At 42.2% G+C, this 17,363-nt stretch carries 16 protein-coding genes and 1 tRNA gene; 11 read left to right on the top strand and 6 right to left on the bottom strand.

The window, feature by feature from the left end; translation table 11 throughout:
* Positions 1-8: 8 nt before the first annotated feature.
* Positions 9-794, bottom strand: a complete 786-nt coding sequence (locus MED121_RS05865; protein ID WP_242603179.1) for a transporter substrate-binding domain-containing protein — start codon at positions 792-794, stop codon at positions 9-11.
* Positions 795-1,077: 283 nt separating this feature from the next.
* On the opposite strand from MED121_RS05865, the gene MED121_RS05860 reads away from it, so the two are divergent.
* From MED121_RS05860 to MED121_RS05850, 3 genes are read left to right on the top strand one after another with little or no spacing between them, the layout of a single operon-like run.
* Positions 1,078-1,623, top strand: coding sequence for a hypothetical protein (locus tag MED121_RS05860; RefSeq protein ID WP_009832709.1), 546 nt, complete (start codon positions 1,078-1,080; stop codon positions 1,621-1,623).
* 43 nt (positions 1,624-1,666) lie between these two features.
* On the top strand, positions 1,667-2,164 hold the full coding sequence (locus MED121_RS05855; RefSeq protein ID WP_009832708.1) for a dual specificity protein phosphatase family protein: 498 nt from the start codon (positions 1,667-1,669) through the stop codon (positions 2,162-2,164).
* Complete coding sequence (locus MED121_RS05850) at positions 2,164-2,709, top strand: hypothetical protein (protein ID WP_009832707.1); 546 nt, start codon at positions 2,164-2,166, stop codon at positions 2,707-2,709. The genes MED121_RS05855 and MED121_RS05850 overlap by 1 nt, the downstream gene beginning before the upstream one ends.
* Before the next feature lie 224 nt (positions 2,710-2,933).
* Here the strand turns inward: MED121_RS05850 and MED121_RS05845 are convergent, their stop codons facing one another.
* Positions 2,934-3,908, bottom strand: a complete 975-nt coding sequence (locus MED121_RS05845) for a M14 family metallopeptidase (protein WP_050764533.1) — start codon at positions 3,906-3,908, stop codon at positions 2,934-2,936.
* A gap of 349 nt (positions 3,909-4,257) precedes the next feature.
* Between MED121_RS05845 and MED121_RS05840 the strand changes: the two genes are divergently transcribed.
* The 5 genes from MED121_RS05840 to MED121_RS05820 all read left to right on the top strand — a co-directional run bounded on the left by MED121_RS05840 (position 4,258) and on the right by MED121_RS05820 (position 10,821).
* Positions 4,258-5,358 carry a substrate-binding domain-containing protein gene (locus tag MED121_RS05840; protein ID WP_009832705.1) on the top strand — a complete coding sequence of 367 codons (1,101 nt, stop codon included), beginning with the start codon at positions 4,258-4,260 and terminating at the stop codon, positions 5,356-5,358.
* Between the two features lie 23 nt (positions 5,359-5,381).
* Complete coding sequence (locus MED121_RS05835) at positions 5,382-6,917, top strand: ABC transporter substrate-binding protein (protein WP_036178805.1); 1,536 nt, start codon at positions 5,382-5,384, stop codon at positions 6,915-6,917.
* 66 nt (positions 6,918-6,983) lie between these two features.
* Positions 6,984-8,984 carry a dipeptide ABC transporter ATP-binding protein gene (locus MED121_RS05830; RefSeq protein WP_009832703.1) on the top strand — a complete coding sequence of 667 codons (2,001 nt, stop codon included), beginning with the start codon at positions 6,984-6,986 and terminating at the stop codon, positions 8,982-8,984.
* Between the two features lie 2 nt (positions 8,985-8,986).
* On the top strand, positions 8,987-9,928 hold the full coding sequence (locus tag MED121_RS05825) for an ABC transporter permease (RefSeq protein ID WP_009832702.1): 942 nt from the start codon (positions 8,987-8,989) through the stop codon (positions 9,926-9,928).
* Positions 9,925-10,821: an ABC transporter permease gene (locus MED121_RS05820; RefSeq protein ID WP_009832701.1), complete on the top strand. Its 897-nt coding sequence runs from the start codon at positions 9,925-9,927 to the stop codon at positions 10,819-10,821. The genes MED121_RS05825 and MED121_RS05820 overlap by 4 nt, the downstream gene beginning before the upstream one ends.
* A gap of 135 nt (positions 10,822-10,956) precedes the next feature.
* On the opposite strand, the gene MED121_RS05815 is transcribed toward MED121_RS05820, so the two are convergent.
* Genes MED121_RS05815 through MED121_RS05805 form a run of 3 tightly spaced genes read right to left on the bottom strand, consistent with a single transcriptional unit; the run spans position 10,957 to position 14,039 of the window.
* Entirely contained in the window at positions 10,957-12,237 is a 1,281-nt protein-coding gene (locus MED121_RS05815) for an alkaline phosphatase family protein (protein WP_009832700.1), read from the bottom strand.
* 22 nt (positions 12,238-12,259) lie between these two features.
* Positions 12,260-12,826 (bottom strand): phosphonate degradation HD-domain oxygenase, encoded by a 567-nt coding sequence (locus MED121_RS05810; RefSeq protein WP_009832699.1) that lies wholly within the window; start codon positions 12,824-12,826, stop codon positions 12,260-12,262.
* 19 nt (positions 12,827-12,845) lie between these two features.
* Positions 12,846-14,039, bottom strand: a complete 1,194-nt coding sequence (locus tag MED121_RS05805) for a TauD/TfdA family dioxygenase (RefSeq protein WP_009832698.1) — start codon at positions 14,037-14,039, stop codon at positions 12,846-12,848.
* Between the two features lie 275 nt (positions 14,040-14,314).
* Here MED121_RS05805 and MED121_RS05800 point away from each other — a divergent pair, with 275 nt between their 5' ends.
* Positions 14,315-15,250: a LysR substrate-binding domain-containing protein gene (locus MED121_RS05800; RefSeq protein ID WP_009832697.1), complete on the top strand. Its 936-nt coding sequence runs from the start codon at positions 14,315-14,317 to the stop codon at positions 15,248-15,250.
* 90 nt (positions 15,251-15,340) lie between these two features.
* Here the strand turns inward: MED121_RS05800 and MED121_RS05795 are convergent, their stop codons facing one another.
* Complete coding sequence (locus tag MED121_RS05795) at positions 15,341-15,871, bottom strand: peroxiredoxin-like family protein (protein WP_009832696.1); 531 nt, start codon at positions 15,869-15,871, stop codon at positions 15,341-15,343.
* A gap of 260 nt (positions 15,872-16,131) precedes the next feature.
* Here MED121_RS05795 and MED121_RS23610 point away from each other — a divergent pair, with 260 nt between their 5' ends.
* On the top strand, positions 16,132-17,067 hold the full coding sequence (locus MED121_RS23610; protein WP_009832695.1) for an AraC family transcriptional regulator: 936 nt from the start codon (positions 16,132-16,134) through the stop codon (positions 17,065-17,067).
* 182 nt (positions 17,068-17,249) lie between these two features.
* A tRNA-Ile gene (locus MED121_RS05785) sits at positions 17,250-17,326 on the top strand.
* Positions 17,327-17,363 lie beyond the last annotated feature (37 nt).

The raw sequence follows: 17,363 nt of genomic DNA, 5'->3' as shown, positions 1-17,363 counted from the left end.
CGAGTAGATTAGATTTGATTGAAGTCTTTTAGGATAGCCTCATAAGTCCCATTGGCTTGAATTTTAATAAAGCCCGAATTAAAAGCGTCCCTTAGTTCAATTGCGTTAGGGATATTTTTAGATACTAGTACATAAAGATCATTTTCTTCCAAGGGCGGTTGTACCAGTTGCAGCTGTGATGAATCCATGCCTAAATCTGTGGCAACTTGCTTTACCACCGCTACACTGTCGATATATAAATCAATTTGTCCTTGATCCAGCGCTTTCAAACCATCAGCGACACCTGGGTAACCTGTTAGGCTACTAAAGGAGTATGCATCAAAGCTTTTTCCCACTACCGAACCTTCAATTTTCCCTAATTTATAATTATTTAACTCATCGAATGAGTTAACAAAGTTAAGTGGGAATGTTTGTTTTTTTATGACGCCTGTCATCAAAGAATAAATAGGAATGGAGATATGGAAATCCCTTGCTCTTTCTTCGGAAAAATACGCCCCAACCAGCATGTCTTTCTCGCCTACTTTTACTTTCTCAAAGGCTTGTGTCCAATCACTAAAAACAATATTACTGGTATGACCTGAAGCCTTTAAGGATTCCGCCACTATGGCAGAAACAAAGCCACCACGATCCAAAGAACTACCATAAAAAGGGGCCCAATCTGTTGTTGTCAGAGAGATTTCTTGTGCTTGTATCTTACTTGCAAAGTTAAGCCCTAAAGCTAATCCAAATGTCGTCACACCTAGCCCCAAAACTCTAGGTAAGCGCCTTATTTTATCTTTAATATTCGCTATCAAAATGGTCACCTTTTATGCATTGTTAATGATATCTCCCTTAGCTTTTAAGCGTTTTATGATCACTTAATCAGCACATGAAGGGATTAAAATAGCTTAAATAGTGAACACCTTAATTAATACAGAATCTTGATTTGAAAAAACTATCGAACGATAAGCGAATTTATTTCAAGTATGGATGTTTTGTTAGGTTTAAAGTTAACTTGTTAATATAAAAGACATAAATAGGAAAAATATGCGTTTTGATTTAAGCTAAATAAAACATTGAGAGCAGATAGAGAAACGAATGTTAATAAGACGAGTATTAACCTATTTCACTTTAATTAGCTTTTTATCTGGCTGCATCATGGTGCCTAAAACGCATGAGTTTCAACAGCCAAAATGCGAGTTAGCCACTAAGAAATTAACCATAGATGTAGTGGGCTCTGATCTGGGGGATTTAAATTCCATACATGGCGATGGTGCTGCCGCTATTTTAATCCTAATGGGGGCTGTTTTTACGGTTTCTGCTGTCGTGTCTGGTTCAATTGTCGTAGCGGGTAATACGGTGCATTGGATTGAACAAGAAGGCACCTGTGATGATGGAAAAATTAAAAATGCCATTGCCGATCTCTCTGACTCGCTTTCCTCTATGGGGGGCTGGGTTGTAACTAGTTCCAAGCAAATGATCGACTGGATAAGCTTCTGGGAAAAGAGCGAAGAAGCGGATGAAATCGATGAGAAAGAAGAAGCAAAATTTGAGTTTGATAAAGAGGCTAGCACAGCAGATAACACACTAGAAGCAGAAGCAGAAGCAGAAGCAGAAGCAGAAGCAGAAGCAGAAGACGAATAGCGAGTTTAGATAAGCTCTTATTTAGAGAAGGAAAAGAGAGTTAATGAAGCATGTATTTTGGTTAATTGAAGGCAAGATAGCAGGGCGCTCTGGCCCTAATTTAGACACTTGGAACCTAGCTGAGCTCAAAGAGCAGGGCATCGCCGCCATCTTGAGTGTTAATTTTTCCGAATCGGTTGATAGTCGTGAGATGGAAGGCGCTGGGATAGCCCATGCCAATATTCCTATGTCGCCTAATGCGCCAGTACAATTGGGTGATAAAGAAACTTGCTTAGCTAATTTACCAAAAGCCATGGCTTTTATTAAGGCGCAAAAAGCGGCAGGCCCAGTGATGATTCATTGTCGTTCAGGCAAGGACAGAACAGGCTTGGTTATGGCAGCCTATCTGGTCCAATTTGAAGGTATGACAGCTAAAGAAGCCATGGATAAGGTGTTCAGTGTGAGGTCCATCGCCTTTAGTGCGGAGGGCTGGATACCTTTTGCATTGGATGTACTAGAGAGTTTTGAGATCAACTTAAGACACGAAAGGTGTCAGGCATAATGCGTATCATTTTGCTCTTGCTAATTTTAATTATTACACCAAGCTTAGCTACCGCATCTAGTATTAATAGTTGTGAGCCCAAATTTGATGCATTTATTAATAATTATGAAATTTATAGATTGCAGGCTTACAATTCAGTTATATCAAACTGCATTCCAACTAATGAATCATATATTCAAATTAAAGGCCATCCTGAGTCTAGAGTACCTTTTGAGGGATTTGTTGTAGGTATAGAAAGTTTTTGGCATCCAGCTTTGCGATATTTAGTAAAAGTTACATCCAAAGCAGGCGGGAATGTCACCTTGGTAATGCTACTTAAACATCAAAAAGCGGCAAATCAATTTGATAGGGGATTTCGGGAGGTGTTTTCCTCATCGATAGGTTATATCTCTGTTTTAAATGAAGGGCTAAATTCGCTGTTTGTAGTGACTCGAGATGAGTACATTTCTGAATCTTGTCGAGGGGTGGATGAAATAAAATATCAATATTCTGACGGTAAGTTCATTAAAACTAATAAGGCTATTATTTCACGTGAATGTAAATAAGTTTCGATGGATTTTAGCATTTTCATTCATGACGTCATGTCAACTTGCTTGGGCTAATGAAACTTGCACTTCAATAAATACCTAAATTTAGTTAGTTGCCTCTTACTAATAAGTAAGAGACAACATATGCAGATGTGTAAGGAGAAGTGACTAACAAAGCAGATATCTTCTGTCTATTGTGTCTGTTTCCTTGTTTTGGCTGCTTATATTTCAATCTTGATCATCTAAACTTCACGGGCTTCATCTACAACTGCAAGCCTGCCGCAAGGGCCGGCAAATCGTCGAAAGTGAACGGGCATAATTAAATAACAGTTATCCACTGGTGTCGTGATTTGTTTGTTTCCATCTATTCCTATCAAGCTGCCTGCTTTTTTAAAAAAAGTACCGCTTTTAAAGTCTTTTGAGAAATGAAAGCTATCAGCAGATTGTTGCATGATTTGGACTGTCTTTAATTGTCTTTGGGGAAGTGCTGGTGGTAACTCGCTAGCAGGGATCAGGCCATAGCTTTGTAAAAATTGTCTAACAATTTGATTGGCCTTCACAACCGTTTTTCGCTCCCAATGCTGACCTGCTTCAATCTGTATGGCGGCTCTTGGGTGCTTGCTGTCATTAAAATGGGGAAGATCTCTGAGCCTTAAAAGTTGAGGATCTGGCACTTTTCCTGCGATAACAAAGGGAACTTGGGTGAGTTTTTTTACGCACTCAAAAGCAGCTTCTGTGTCAGATGAGATGGCAACTGCTGGTCCACTGGCTTGCATTGAGTGTATGTCGAGTAAGTAATCAACAGTTGAGATGACGGGAAATAGCTCTCGCGCTCGCTTGATCTCATAAGAGTTTTGGCTTGTATCTGTTAGCTCTTGCCCCCAAACCCGGTTGATATCTTGATCGACAAAACGACTTTGAGTTGGGTTGTTTGCATCAAATTGTTGATAAGCTTCGGGGTTGCCAAAGCAAAAAGTAAGCTTACCTATTAAGGGTCGCATTTCTTCTGATAATAGTTGATCGAGTACGAGTGCCCCAGCAATTTCATTGCCATGCATGATGCCGCAAATCATACAGTGTGGGCCTGGTTTGCCAGAATCAAAGGTCCAAAGATAAGGAATACCAGTGTTACCTTTCGCATAGGGTTTAATATCAATAGGGTCGTATTCTACCGTTAAATAGGATACTGAAATTTCATCAAAAATAATTTTACTCATCATAGTTTCCGCAATACAAGGATCATGGCTTGATCAAATTTTCAGTGAGCGTTCAATATGCTTAGCCAATTATGGTGATTTTCTTATTTCCAGTTAAAGGGAAATACTATATTGAATGCCATGTAAAAAAGTCAGCATTATCATTTAGTTACTATTAAGTGACCCTGACAATCTTATAATCTTACAAATTGATTGATATTCTTGTAATTGATTGAATTTCAATCCATAAAGCTAATTAAAAAAGCTTATTGTTATATAAATAGCAAAAACCAACCAATCAATCAAATTGAAATTTTACTTGATTGGTTGATTGATTGTTGCTAGAACTAAATATAAGAGGAGATGCATAGTGAGCATTACAACTAAAACCTATGAAGCAATCCGTAAGGAAGTTGAATCTACCCCACCTGGGGGGAAGCTGCCGACAGTTCGAGCATTGATGGGCCGTTTAGGGGCAACTCAGTTTGCTGTTCAAAGTGCATTAAAAGCGCTTAAAGATGAAGGGATTGTGAGTACACAAGTTGGGAGAGGCTCCTTTGTTTCTGATAGCAAGGCAAAAACCAGCACCAAAAGTCAGTCTGGCAATCAGAGTCTCAATGTACTGCTCATGACGCATTCAATGCGAAGCGGAAGGGGTGATAGGGTGGCAGCAGCCATCTATGACGATTTAATGATGGCGGGAAATTCTGTGCTTGCAGTGACTTATAATGATTTAAGCAGTATCGAATCCGTATTGGTTAATAACTCATTTGATTTATGTTTATTGCAACCAAGAAGGTCGGTTTTGCCTGTCAGTGTTTTAGCTTCCCTTAAAAAATGTGCAAAACATATCATTATTGAAGGTCGTGCCTTAGAGAAGATGGATGTGGACATCATCTATCGGGATAGGTTTGAGAGCGTTAAATTAGCCTGTAGTCACTTACGCCAATTAGGGCATAAAAGTATTGGTTTAATTTCAGAAAGCCATCCAGAAAAGGTGGGATATCACGATATTGAATTGGCTTTTAGCCTTTATTGTGAGGCGGCAGAAATTGATCAAGCCCCCATTATTAAGTCGAAAGCTTTTACAGACATTGATACAGAAGATTGCTCTGAAATTCTGGCTAGCAAGCTGGATGAGCATAGGCAAAAGCATTCATCACTGCCTACTGCTTTTGTCGTCTCAGGCCATTTTAGTGGCGAATGTATTAATCAAGTCTTTAAGTCGCTTGGCTTAAGTATTCCAGAGGATGTTAGTGTCGTTAGGATACGAGCAACCGGCGACTTAAATATCCCAGGTGGCTTTTTTACATCCGTCGCCAGAACCCCGGATCAAATCGCAAAATCTATTCATAAAATGATTGATAGAAGGTTGGCTGCACCAACCTCGGAGCCAATGGTTTATCGAGATAAACCGGTTTTAAAAACGAATAAGAGTTCGAGAAGAGTGAAGATAAATAACAATAATTAGTTTTGCCTTTAGGAGGCCTTAATATGTTTACTTTAACAAGAAGACGCGTTTTACAAGGAATAGGGGGGATAGTGGCGACAGCCGCTATGCCACCACTTTCATTTGCTGCGCAAAGGCCTGCATTGACAATAGCACTACAAAGAATACCTGAAAATATCAGCCCAGGGCGAGATACCAGTGATACCTCTGTACCAATCAGCTATAACATTTTTGATAAGCTAATTGAGCAAGATTTTCATGACAATATGAAGCTAACTGCTGGGCTTGCTACCTCATGGAAAATTGTTCAAAACAAAGAAATTACCTTTTACCTTCGTCAAGGGGTGAGATTTCACAATGGTGATTTATTAACAGCAGAAGATGTGGCCTTTTCATTTAGTAAGCAAAGACGAGAGGCAGAAGGGCCAAGACGGTTAGCGCAATTTTTTGGCAATGTGCAAGCGACTGAAGTCATCGATCCTCTTACTGTAAAAATCACAATGAAAGATGTGGACCCTTTGATAGAACAGCGCTTCGCTATGTGGAGTGGTGAGATAGTCAATAAAAGGGCCTACTTGGCCGCAGCTAACTATGAGGATTGGGCGTTAAATCCGGTCGGAACCGGTCCATTTAAAGTGACTGACATTAAAACCAATGTGATCAGTCTTGTGGCATTCGATCAATATTATCGCGGTAGCCCTAGCATATCGGCTTTAAAATTTGTTGAGGTACCTGAGGTGGCTGCTCGAGTAGCGGGTCTCGCCGCAGGGGATTTTGACATCATAGGCTCAGTGCCACCGGATCAAATTTCTACTATTAAACGATTCGATGGCATTGAAGTTTTGGGTCAACCAGGCGCTAAAGTGCGAATTTTGATTTTTAATCAAGGGGAATTTGCAGCGCCAATTATGAAAAATGTCCATTTCAGACGAGCGCTCGGCTATGCCATTGATAGAGAGGCCATTGTTAAATCTTTATATGGTGGTCGAACCTCTGTTCCTAATGGTCTTCAAGTGCCTTCATTTGGGGAAACCTATGCTCCCGACTATCCCAAACCTGTTTACGATTTAGCGTTAGCTCGCCAAGAACTGGAGAAGTCGGGTTATAAAGGTGAGGTGATCGACTACCCATTATTATCCAATGTTTTAGATAGTGAAGTGGCGATTGCTGAAGTGTTGAGTGACATGTGGAAGAAGGCAGGTATTAATGTAGAAATAAGGATTAGAGAGAACTGGAAGCAGATTACTAAAGGTCAGCATAGTATTCGTAACATGTCGGCGACCATGTTATGGCAAGACCCTGCAACCATTATTTGGCGGATATTCACCCCTAAAGTCATTAAAGGGCGTGGTTGGAATTGGCATAACCCAACCTTTGTCGAAAATGGTTTGATTCTTGCCCATGAGCCGGATAAATCAAAACGTCGTGAGGCTTTCAAAAAAATGCAGCATGTTTGGGAGCATGAAGACCCTATTGGCACCATATTGTTTCAAGAGTTGTGGATGTACGGTAGCCAGAAAGAGCTAAATTGGAAGCCATATGTACTGCCTTATATGGATTTCGGTCCTAATAATATCTAACGTTTAATCTAGGAGAGGGATCTCTTGTTTCCTTGTTAACAATAAAAATTATATAAGGGCCAGTTTATGCACTCTGCTAATGCTGATAAAGAGACACCATTACTGAATATTCATGATTTAACTGTCTCCCTTTGTCAGGGCGAGTCTGTGTTTCCAGTCATTGAATCATTTGATCTAGAGGTAAAGAAAAAACAAATTATAGGTTTGGTTGGCGAAAGCGGCAGTGGTAAGTCGGTTTTGTGCATGTCCGCAATGGGGTTGCTTGATACTAACTGGCGAACCCAAGGTCAAATTAGTATTAATGGACTTGGACTTGCTGATTTATCAAAAAAAGAAATGGAAAAGGTACGTGGTCATGAAGCGGCCATGATTTTTCAAGATGCATCAGCCTCATTAAACCCCGTTGCCAAAATAGGTAAGCAACTGAGTGAAACGATACGAAGGTTACAAGGTGTAGATGCTAAAGAGGCTGAAAAAATTGCCATCGACTTGCTAGTCAGTGTGGGGATTCCTGAGCCTGAGCGTCGATACAATGAATATCCCTTTCAATTATCAGGTGGGCAAAATCAAAGGGTGATGATAGCGCTTGCCTTAGCGGGTAAACCGAAAGTTTTATTTGCTGATGAGCCTACGACAGCGCTAGATGTAACGGTTCAAGCTCAAATATTAGAGCTAATTAAACGCCTTACACAAGAGGCAGAAATGGGGGTGGTATTTGTCTCACATGATCTCGGTGTGATTGCAAATATATGCACAGATATTGCTGTTATGTACGCCGGACGCATTGTTGAACAAGGCCCTGCACACTTGATCTTAAGTCAGCCAAAGCATCCTTATACACAAGGTCTGATTAATTCAATGCCCTCAAAGCAAGTTGGCCAAACCTATTATATTAAAGGTAAGGTGCCGGCTGTCACAAACCGTCCTAAAGGTTGTGCTTTTGCTTCACGTTGTTCTCAAAAAATTGAAGCTTGTGAAAAAAATGTACCTGAATTGACCCTTGGTAAGGACGGATTAGCAGCAAACGCTTGTTTTAACCCTATCGAGTTTACGCCAATCAAATCTTATCGGGTGCCACAGGTACAGTTAGATACGCTTATTCCTGCGAAACCCTTGTTAGCACTAAACTCAGCAAGCTGTGATTATCAAATCAGAGTAAAAGCCAAATACTTATCAAAAAAAGCCATATTTAGGGCAGTAAATTCTGTCAGCTTAGAGATTGGTGAAGGAGAAAGTTTAGCTTTAATTGGAGAAAGTGGCTCTGGAAAGTCGAGTATTTCTAAATTGATTTTAGGGATTGAATCCGCCACCACAGGAAGTGTTACTTTTAAGGGTGAGCCTGTTCCCAAAGTAGGTGATCCTGACTACAAGGATTTCTCTAGAAATGTTCAGCTGATTCCACAAAGCCCTTTTTTGGCGCTTGACCCTAGAATTAAAATAGGCGATCAAATTGCAGAGCCTATCTTTATTCATGCTCTCGTTCCCGCTGCTGACATAAAGTCAAAAGTGCTTGAATTAATGGATTCGGTTGGCTTGAGTAAAGACTTTTATGCCCGTTATCCCCATGAGCTAAGTGGTGGTCAGTTACAGCGGATTGTGATTGCAAGAGCCCTAGCCCTTAAACCTAAGCTCTTAATTTGTGATGAGCCTACGTCTGCCTTAGATGTTTCAGTACAAGGTCAAATTATTGAGTTATTAAATAAACTACGCCAAAGATATAAATTAGCCTTACTTTTCATCACCCATGATTTAAGGGTCATTAGATCACTCTGCGATAATGTAACAGTTATGTTTGCGGGTCAAATCGTCGAGCAAGCTACAACAGATGATTTGTTTTTAGAGCAAGGCCACCCCTATACCCGTGATCTTTTAGCAGCGGCTCCAGATGTGGACGTAAGCATGAAAATTCCGGCAACTAATCTAACCTCAGACTTTCCTAAAAAAGGCTGTAAATACTATTGGCGCTGTTCGAAGCGCAGTGAACTTTGCGCCAAGATTGATCCCCCTCTTGTAAGAGTGGGCGCAAAACAGGCTTACTCACTTTGCCATCATATAGAAGGACAATAGAGATGAATGCTAGGTATATTTTTCAGAAGATAACGAGAGCAATATTAACTTTGATCCTAGTTGTCACCTTTATTTTTATTATTCTGCGTGTCACAGGGGATCCGGTTGTGACCATGCTACCTGATGATACAGACCCAGAAATTATTGAGCAGATGCGCATTGCTTGGGGGCTAAATAAACCCATTTGGGAGCAGTATTTAGATTATTGGGTGGGCATCTTCAGTGGCGATTTAGGTCATTCTTTTTTAGATGGACGTTCAGCAGTCGATAAAATTGTTGAGCGAATCCCAGAGACATTAAGGTTAACCGTGACCAGCTTTATGTTTATGTTGCTGATCGGTGTGCCGGCGGGTGTCTTTTCAGCGATTAAACGCAATACCTGGATAGACAGGACGATTATGACCCTCTCTGTCAGTGGCTTTAGTTTACCCAACTTCTTCTTGGGGATTTTGTTAATCATTATCTTCTCTATCTGGTTAAGGTGGTTGCCTTCGGCGGGTAGCGAGCGTAGTTGGTCCTTAGTCATGCCGGTTATTACCCTGGCAACGGCCGGGGCCGGGGTGATTGCAAGATTTGTTCGTTCTTCTGTTTTAGAGGTGCTAGGGAAGCAATATGTTAGAGCAGCAATCGCAAGAGGAATGCCTTCTCATCGGGTGATTTTATTTGTTGTCTTGCCTAATGCGGCGATACCTGTCATCACCATAGTGGGATTTATGATAGGTACCTTGATAGGGGGTTCTATCGTGACAGAAACCATTTTTTCTTGGCCAGGAGTAGGGCGTTTGCTTATCAGTTCTGTGACGGCCAGGGATCTAGCAGTGGTTCAAACTGGGATTATGATGGTTGCTTTTACCATGATTCTAGCCAATCTCTTGGTTGATTTTGCTTACTTTTTGATTGACCCAAGAATTCGACTTGGTAGCAGTAAAGGAGATAATTCATGATAGATAGCGCCGCACAAACGCCGACTATCGGTTGGTTTAAACGCTTTAAGCAGAGTGTGTCACGCTCTAATTTGATTTATCTTGCTATTGCTTGGTTAGTCATTGTTCTTGTAACGGCGATATTCGCACATTTTATTGTGCCCATGGATTATCAAGAAATTCATTTGCTCAATAGGCTCTTGCCCCCTGCAAGTGTGAGTGAGCAAGGCTTTCACTTGCTGGGTACAGACCACCTTGGGCGAGATATCACAAGTCGCATTATTATGGCCTTGCAGTTATCCATACTGGTCGCCGCACTGGGTACGGTAATCGGCGCCATAATTGGCGTATCCATTGGTTTTATTTCAGCGCATTTCGGCGGTTGGGTGGATGATATCGTCATGGTCTTCGTTGACTTTCAGGCCTCCATGCCATTTGTGATTATAGCCCTTGCTGTACTTGCTGTGACTGGGACAGGTAACCTCTTATTGTTTATTTTATTGGTTGGCTTTCAAGGTTGGGAAAAGTACGCCAGGATTACCCGAGGCCTTAGTCTTGCGGCTTTAAACCATGGATACGCAGAGTCGGTCCGTCTTATGGGGGGCAGTACTTTTCGCGTTTATCTTAAGCATATTTTACCTAATATTTTTGCCGCCTTGATCATTCAAATGTCTATTAACTTCCCTGAGACCATCATTTTAGAAACCTCTTTAAGCTTTCTTGGTGTGGGCATTCAGCCACCCAATACCTCATTGGGTAATATATTAAGTTATGGGCGTGATTACTTATTAAACGCGTGGTGGATTGCCATTACCCCAGGGGCTGTTATTTTTGTAACAGCACTTTCTATGAGTATTGTAGGGGATTGGCTAAGGGATGAATTGGACCCGGTTACTAAGCAAAATAAACATTAACAAAGCGCTGTTAACTATTTGGATAAGCAGACAATAAACAAGCCTTTACGCCATTTATAGGGCGTAAAGGCCAAGGGTTTAACAAAGTCTGCTAACAAAGAGACTCTTCGCTGCTAACAAAGTGGCTCTTCGCAGCTAACAAAGTGGCTCTTCGAGCCAGGGCGTATTTATCTTAAGAATCGATGCCAGTGTGGGCGCTACCTGAGAGGCTGTTGCAAACTCTACTTCTTGTTGTGGTACATCTGGACCAACAAACAGGCAAAAACGATAGTCTTCACGAGAACCCGGTCGCATGCCATGGTTAGATTGGTATTTAGACTTTCCGCGAATCTGCCCTGTACCTTTTAAGTCCCTTTCAAAGCTGGTTAGCGCCCCTTCTTGAGAGGTGAAGACAAGCAATTCATCTTGCTGATGTTTAGGGATAAAGTCCTTGTTCCAGGTTTCTAAACCCGCTTCTAGCAATATATTGGTGACTTGTTCCGCTTCTGTTCGAGACCTTGGGGCGATAAGTAGCATGCCCCCTTCACTGGACCAAGGTACGCCTTCAGGTAGAATCTGGTCACAATAAATTGCATCCCGCATCGCCGTATGGCCATGGTCACTCATAATGGCAAAGTTATATTCATCCAGCTTACCTGCCTGTCTTAGCCTTTCTAACAAGGTGCCCACTTGCGCATCGGCTGTGCGAAGCGAATGCTCCATCATAGGGTCATTAGCGCCATATTTATGCAGGAAATAATCGGTCGCCGCAATTTCTAGCAAGATAAGGTCTGGCGCATCATTTGAGCAAGCAAGGCCAGCGCCTATGTCCAATAATTGCTGATCAGCTAACATGCCAAAGGTCATGGTTTCTGTGTTGCTATAGTCTTGGTATTTAGCCCCATTGGGGTTAATCACCTTGGTGGCATAAATGGCTTTATCCAAGGTTTTTAAGGTGTCCTTTGTATGCTCATCAAGGGCGTGTTTAGCGTCTTGATTATCTTGCTGCTTTTGCCTTTCTTCTAGAGAGTAAGAATCGTATTTTCTGGCTCTGTTTGTGGTCTCATCAGACCACCAAGGGTCAAGGTAGAGGTCACAATCTTTAGTATTTACCATGCCATAACCTAAGCCAGCGACCTTCTTGTTAGCTTGCTTGGCATAACCTGCCACGGTAGTGGTTAATACATCTTCAGGAATCGCCCAACGAAACTCACTACCATCCCAAACCTTATTACCATACACCCCATGCTCGGCGGCGGTTTGTCCAGCAATCATAGAGGTGCGCCCCGGAAAAGAAGTACCGCAGACTTCAGGGGTTAAGGCTTTCACATAGGTGCCTTGTTTTGCCAAAGCATGCAGGTTGGGCAACCAAGCTTTCGCTTGTACAAATAGGTCGGCACTGATGCCATCTATCATAATGAGGATAAGCTTACTCATAGACAGAGCTCCTTGTAGCGATTTAAGCAGCAGGCTGAATTAACAGCTTCTGCATCATAGGAATATAATGATTCAGGTCCGGTACAGTCAGAGAATCCTGCTTACCCGCATCATCCCAGTAACGTACTTTTACCGCATCTTGATGATAAGGCTCGGCTTCAAACTGCGCCACTTCATCCGTATTCATTGGGCCGCCTTGTACCGCTAGCGACTCTTTCGATGCCTCAGAAAGCACTCGGTAATACTCAGGTTTTACCGCACATAAATAGCGTTTGCTTGCCACATGTAGACGAATCGCATCCAGTACTCTTTGAGGGAAGTGCCCCGCAAGAAAATCCGCCGCACTGTCTTCGTGTTCGTTATCTATGTCTTTTTGCAGGCAATCTTCGGCATATTCACTGGTGTAGTGGCCAATATCATGCAAAAGGGCCGCTATGATAAGTTCGTCGTCGGCACCGGCTTGCATAGCAAAAAAGGCAGATTGCAGCATATGCTCAGCCATGGTGACAGGTTCACCCATGTACCAGTCAGCACCATGGTCATTAAAGAGCGCTTCTATCTTGGTTAGAATGGTATTTTTACTTGTCATTGTTACGTCTCCTTATTTATTAGTTTGATGTCTTCTTAGCTGATGGGTTTGATGTGACTCGAGCGTCTGTTTTTGTCTGACGAGATAACACAGATTGCAAGCTGTATAAGCTATCGACATCCGCATAGGCCCCTTGTAACCAACGGCTGCCAGAGGTAGAAAAGGCCTTTCTAGCGTGGAAAACACGGGTGTTATCAAACATCACAAGTTGGCCTTGGGTGAGTTTAAAATCAACCATGATGCTGGTGCGGTTGAGTATTTCTGCATAGTGTTGATACGCCTTATAGAAGGCTTTCATTTTATGCTTATCGATATTGATAGGCGCAATCGAGCGGTTGTTAAAGCGTACTTTGACCACCTGACCCTTATCATTCACTTCAATTAAAGGCACCCGGGATTGAAGGTCTGTGTCTTTATCTTGAAAGCGAAAGTTGATCCAAGTTTGGCTTAAAAGGTCAAAATCAGCTTGGCTTTCTTCTCTTAAAATTCTGGCAGCTTTAAAGCCATCCCCCAGAATCGACTCGCCCCCTTCTACCGTGTTTTCCAAGCAATGCAGTAATTGCACTGTGGGTACCGGGTCGCGATAAGGGTTATCCGCATGCAGGCCTAAGCCTAAATTCGTAAAGGCCAGATTGTTTGGCTCAACCTGAGTTTTCACCTCAAACAACTTGCCATAGTTAGTGTCTCTGACATAACCAAAGGTGTCGATCACATCCAGAATCTGGCCTTCTTTACAAGGAACCTTCTCTAAAATGGCAAAACCATAAAGGGTGAAGTGGTCGAATACAGCACTGCGAGTATCTTTATTATTTAGGTAATCCTCATAGTCGAACACAGACTTTTTTGTATTAAAGCTTGAGTCCCATAAAACCTTATTTTGTTCTGAGTAAATATCATTGGCCAAGTGTTTGTCATAAGCATTTTGCTCAAGCCAGTCCAGACTAAACACACTGCGATGTAAGGGTGAGAAGATAATCTCAACATCGTGATTATCCAATGCTGTGATCGACTCTATGCTCACATCTAAAGGAAAGTCAGTCACATTCATCAGGCGCTGACCACTGTGAGCATCGCGACTCTCGGGCATTTGGCAATGGTCTCTTAACCAAATGGCGAGAAACTCGCTCTGATGAGCATCATTCCATTCAATATTTAACTGAGTTTTATCGTGCGCGATTGAGAGCTTATGGCCATTTGCCATTGCAATACCCATGTTTCACTACCTCATACTATTTGCCTTATCACAGGTTAAGCATGCCTGTGATTTGTATGAATATGATGACAAACTAATAGGGATAAAAATATTGAGAATTTCCAAAGCGCTAGTATAGAAATTCTAAAGTCGTTTAGCTTTAATTCGCTTTTAGACTGATCCAACACCATAAATATTGCATTTTAATGACGTTTTTATTGCCAAGAAATAAAAATGTCTTATCTGTGCTATAGAATTGCTAAAATCGAGATAGGATAGAAAAAGGAAATGACAGCATGCCCCAAGCTCAAAATTTGCCCCCCCTAAATGCCCTTCGTGCGTTTGAAGCCGCGGCGCGATTACAGAATCTCGCTAAGGCCGCAGCCGAGCTACACGTCACCCAAGGGGCGGTAAGTCAGCAAATTAAATTGTTAGAACAATATCTTGATACTCAGCTTTTTTATCGCAGAGCAAAAGGATTAGAGTTAACCGACAGCGCTAAGGCCTATCTACCTGTTTTAACCCAAGCCTTTACCAATATGCAGGCAACCACTAACGAGCTCTTTGTGTCCGATTATCGCCCGACTATTAAGGTGGCTTGTGGGACGACTTTTGCACAATGTTGGTTAATGCCAAGGTTGCCTAAGTTTTTTGCCAAGCATCCAGAATATCGTCTGAGGTTATTAAGCTCTGCTTGGCCAACAGGGCAAGGGGTGAATGATGCCGATGTGGAAATTTGCCATGGGGAAGGTGGCTTTTCTGGCTATCGAGTGCAGCGCATTATTAAAGAAGATTGGATGCTGGTTGCTAGCCCCAGTTTTATTGAAGCTCACTTGCCAGAGGGTGAAAACCAATTTAACGATTTAGAACAGATAAAAAACCTCCCTCTCATTAGCACATTGGGCTTTAAGCTGGGTTGGCGAAACTGGTTTAGCGAGTTAGGCGAAGAGGGCTTTCAGCCAGAGCCCTTGTTTGAAAGTAACCACACTTCTACCGCATTAGATATGGCCCAAGCGGGTGTGGGTTTGTTATTAGGTTTGTCTTTTTGTTTTCGTATGGCGTTAGATGAAGGCAAGGTGGTAAAGGTGCACGATCACATAGTGCCAGCAGAGGGCGGTCAGTATCTGATTTTACCAAATGCCACTATTACCCCTAAGGTAGACGCTTTTTGTCGTTGGCTGCTAGCAGAGCTAGCGGATCATCCTGATAGAGACAATTTAGACTGGGGATAGCGATATGATCTGCTTAGGAATAAAGATAGGTGTGATGCAGGTGTGAGTAAAGAAAACGCATACCCACACCTTATTTATGCCCAAGAAAACTTAAACAAGTTCTCCGCGAGCTGGGTAGTCTTTTTGAATCGCAAAGTCGATCGCACCCAATATTTCTTTAAAGTGCGGACGCGCAAATGGCATAGTGCTGATATTGCTCCAATAAAGGGTGTTATCAGGGCGAATAATAAAGATGCCAGGTTCTGTAAACTCTTCTGGCTCTTCGATACCTATGCTGGTTAAACCACGACCTTTGGATCTGTGTAAACCTAAGGCTTGAGATTGCTCAACGCTTAATCCATAACCTAGGGTGAGTTTGGGTAATTTCCATTCATCAAAAGCGGTTTGTGCTCTTTCATGGGTATCACTGCTAATTGTAAAAATATTCACGCCTCTGGCGCTAAAATCTTCTGCTAAGCGATTAAGCTCAGTCAAATAGCTCTTACAAATAGGGCAATGAAGGCCACGGTAAACCACTAACATGGTGAATTGAGCTGGCTTTTGTTCTGCCAAAGACCAATTGTCTTGCAAAGAATGAAACTGCAAAGCAGGCATGGCTTGACGAGGTTTTAAAACGATCATAATAAGCTCCTAACTTTTTCAAGGTTGAGTTTAAGAGCAGTAAGACACCTATCCGTTTGGTGATTTATTCTTATTACCTATGTTCATCAAATGACTCACTGGCCCAACTAGTTTGGAATCAAGTGGTTAATTTGTCTACTAATTAATCACACTCAATAGGTTAGAGGTTTGGTTAAAAACGCCTCTTACTAGTAATCATAGGGGAAGTTGTGTATTTTTATTGTATCAATTTAAGTTAAATTTGTAGCAGATAGTACATAATGGATAGATTAACCAGTTTACTCAATCACTTTCGACCTCAAGTTAAATCCGTAAACTATGTCCGACAACATAGGGATAATAGCGAGCAAGCCAGCGACGCTTCTTTAATCCAAGATGCTCAAACAAATGCCAGTCTGAGCCTCTCTGCTGACTCTTCTTATCTTTTATATATTGCACAAGGTACGCTGAGTTTTGTGGAGCAAGACTTTATGCTCGGTGCCCCTGAAGAGACCTTTACCCAAGGCAGTATTCTCTGGTTGGCCGCCGGCTGTGAGTTGAAGCTAGACCCCCTCGCCCAAGAGCAAGACGCCGCCATCTTGGTGTGTGAATATGACTTTGGTCTTGCTAGCCTAAACCCCTTATTAGACACCCAGTCTAAATTAGTCGGAGTGGGCCAAGAGGATGATATCGCGCTTGCTATCGCACCGATTATGGCCGTACTTATGCAAGAGCTAGATAAACTCTCCTGTGGTTTTCAAGTGGTGAGTGAGCGTTTGGCCGAAGCCCTGTTAGTACAATTCTTGCGTTTACTCATGCAGCAAAAGCGCCTGCCTTTTGGTTTATTAGCAGCGCTTTCGGATGACAAACTTGCCCGTGCCATTGTTGCCATTCATGACCAACCAGCACAAGCCTGGACTGTCGAGCGTCTTGCTCAACAGGCGGGCATGTCGCGCACTGCCTTTAATAATGCCTTTCGCGATAAATTAGGTCATACACCCCTTGAATATGTCACCCTTTGGCGCATGCGTTTAGCCAACCAAAAACTCAGACAAGGGCAACACAATCTGGCTGCTTTAAGCCTGGAGCTTGGTTATCAAAGTGAAACCGCTTTTCGCCGCGCTTTTAAAAAGAACCTAGGCTTCGCCCCAGGCCAAGTGCGGAAAAGGCAACAGGCAGAAATTCGTCAGCAAAAGAGTGTCAGACAAAGCGCCTAATGAGCCCTGAGGCGCAGGGTAAAATTGAATAAAAACAATTGAATAGAGAATTATTTCAGCAAGTTGACTAATAATTGCACTAGACCTTGTCCTCTAGAGGAAAAAGCCTAAATAAAACAAGTGAAAAGCGAAAACAAAGCTTGGCAGAAACAAATAAGCTCGATATAATGGCCGCCGTTTTAGGGCCTATAGCTCAGTTGGTTAGAGCATCCGACTCATAATCGGCAGGTCCCGTGTTCGAGTCACGGTAGGCCCACCATATTAAAAACCACCTTTGAGAAATCAAAGGTGGTTTT

This window comes from Marinomonas sp. MED121, assembly GCF_000153025.1.
Taxonomy (GTDB): Bacteria; Pseudomonadota; Gammaproteobacteria; order Pseudomonadales; family Marinomonadaceae; genus Marinomonas.
Note: the sequence above shows the minus strand (reverse complement) of the source record. Positions and strands in the feature narration are given on the sequence as shown.

Excerpts from the sequence above, each read along its gene's own strand:
- MED121_RS05805 (WP_009832698.1), bottom strand. The coding sequence starts at position 14,039 with ATGGGTATTGCAATGGCAAATGGCCATAAGCTCTCAATCGCGCACGAT.
- MED121_RS23610 (WP_009832695.1), top strand. The coding sequence starts at position 16,132 with ATGGATAGATTAACCAGTTTACTCAATCACTTTCGACCTCAAGTTAAA.
- MED121_RS05835 (WP_036178805.1), top strand. The coding sequence starts at position 5,382 with ATGTTTACTTTAACAAGAAGACGCGTTTTACAAGGAATAGGGGGGATA.
- MED121_RS05845 (WP_050764533.1), bottom strand. The coding sequence starts at position 3,908 with ATGAGTAAAATTATTTTTGATGAAATTTCAGTATCCTATTTAACGGTA.
- MED121_RS05800 (WP_009832697.1), top strand. The coding sequence starts at position 14,315 with ATGCCCCAAGCTCAAAATTTGCCCCCCCTAAATGCCCTTCGTGCGTTT.
- MED121_RS05810 (WP_009832699.1), bottom strand. The coding sequence starts at position 12,826 with ATGACAAGTAAAAATACCATTCTAACCAAGATAGAAGCGCTCTTTAAT.
- MED121_RS05850 (WP_009832707.1), top strand. The coding sequence starts at position 2,164 with ATGCGTATCATTTTGCTCTTGCTAATTTTAATTATTACACCAAGCTTA.
- MED121_RS05820 (WP_009832701.1), top strand. The coding sequence starts at position 9,925 with ATGATAGATAGCGCCGCACAAACGCCGACTATCGGTTGGTTTAAACGC.
- MED121_RS05830 (WP_009832703.1), top strand. The coding sequence starts at position 6,984 with ATGCACTCTGCTAATGCTGATAAAGAGACACCATTACTGAATATTCAT.
- MED121_RS05825 (WP_009832702.1), top strand. The coding sequence starts at position 8,987 with ATGAATGCTAGGTATATTTTTCAGAAGATAACGAGAGCAATATTAACT.
- MED121_RS05815 (WP_009832700.1), bottom strand. The coding sequence starts at position 12,237 with ATGAGTAAGCTTATCCTCATTATGATAGATGGCATCAGTGCCGACCTA.
- MED121_RS05860 (WP_009832709.1), top strand. The coding sequence starts at position 1,078 with ATGTTAATAAGACGAGTATTAACCTATTTCACTTTAATTAGCTTTTTA.
- MED121_RS05855 (WP_009832708.1), top strand. The coding sequence starts at position 1,667 with ATGAAGCATGTATTTTGGTTAATTGAAGGCAAGATAGCAGGGCGCTCT.
- MED121_RS05795 (WP_009832696.1), bottom strand. The coding sequence starts at position 15,871 with ATGATCGTTTTAAAACCTCGTCAAGCCATGCCTGCTTTGCAGTTTCAT.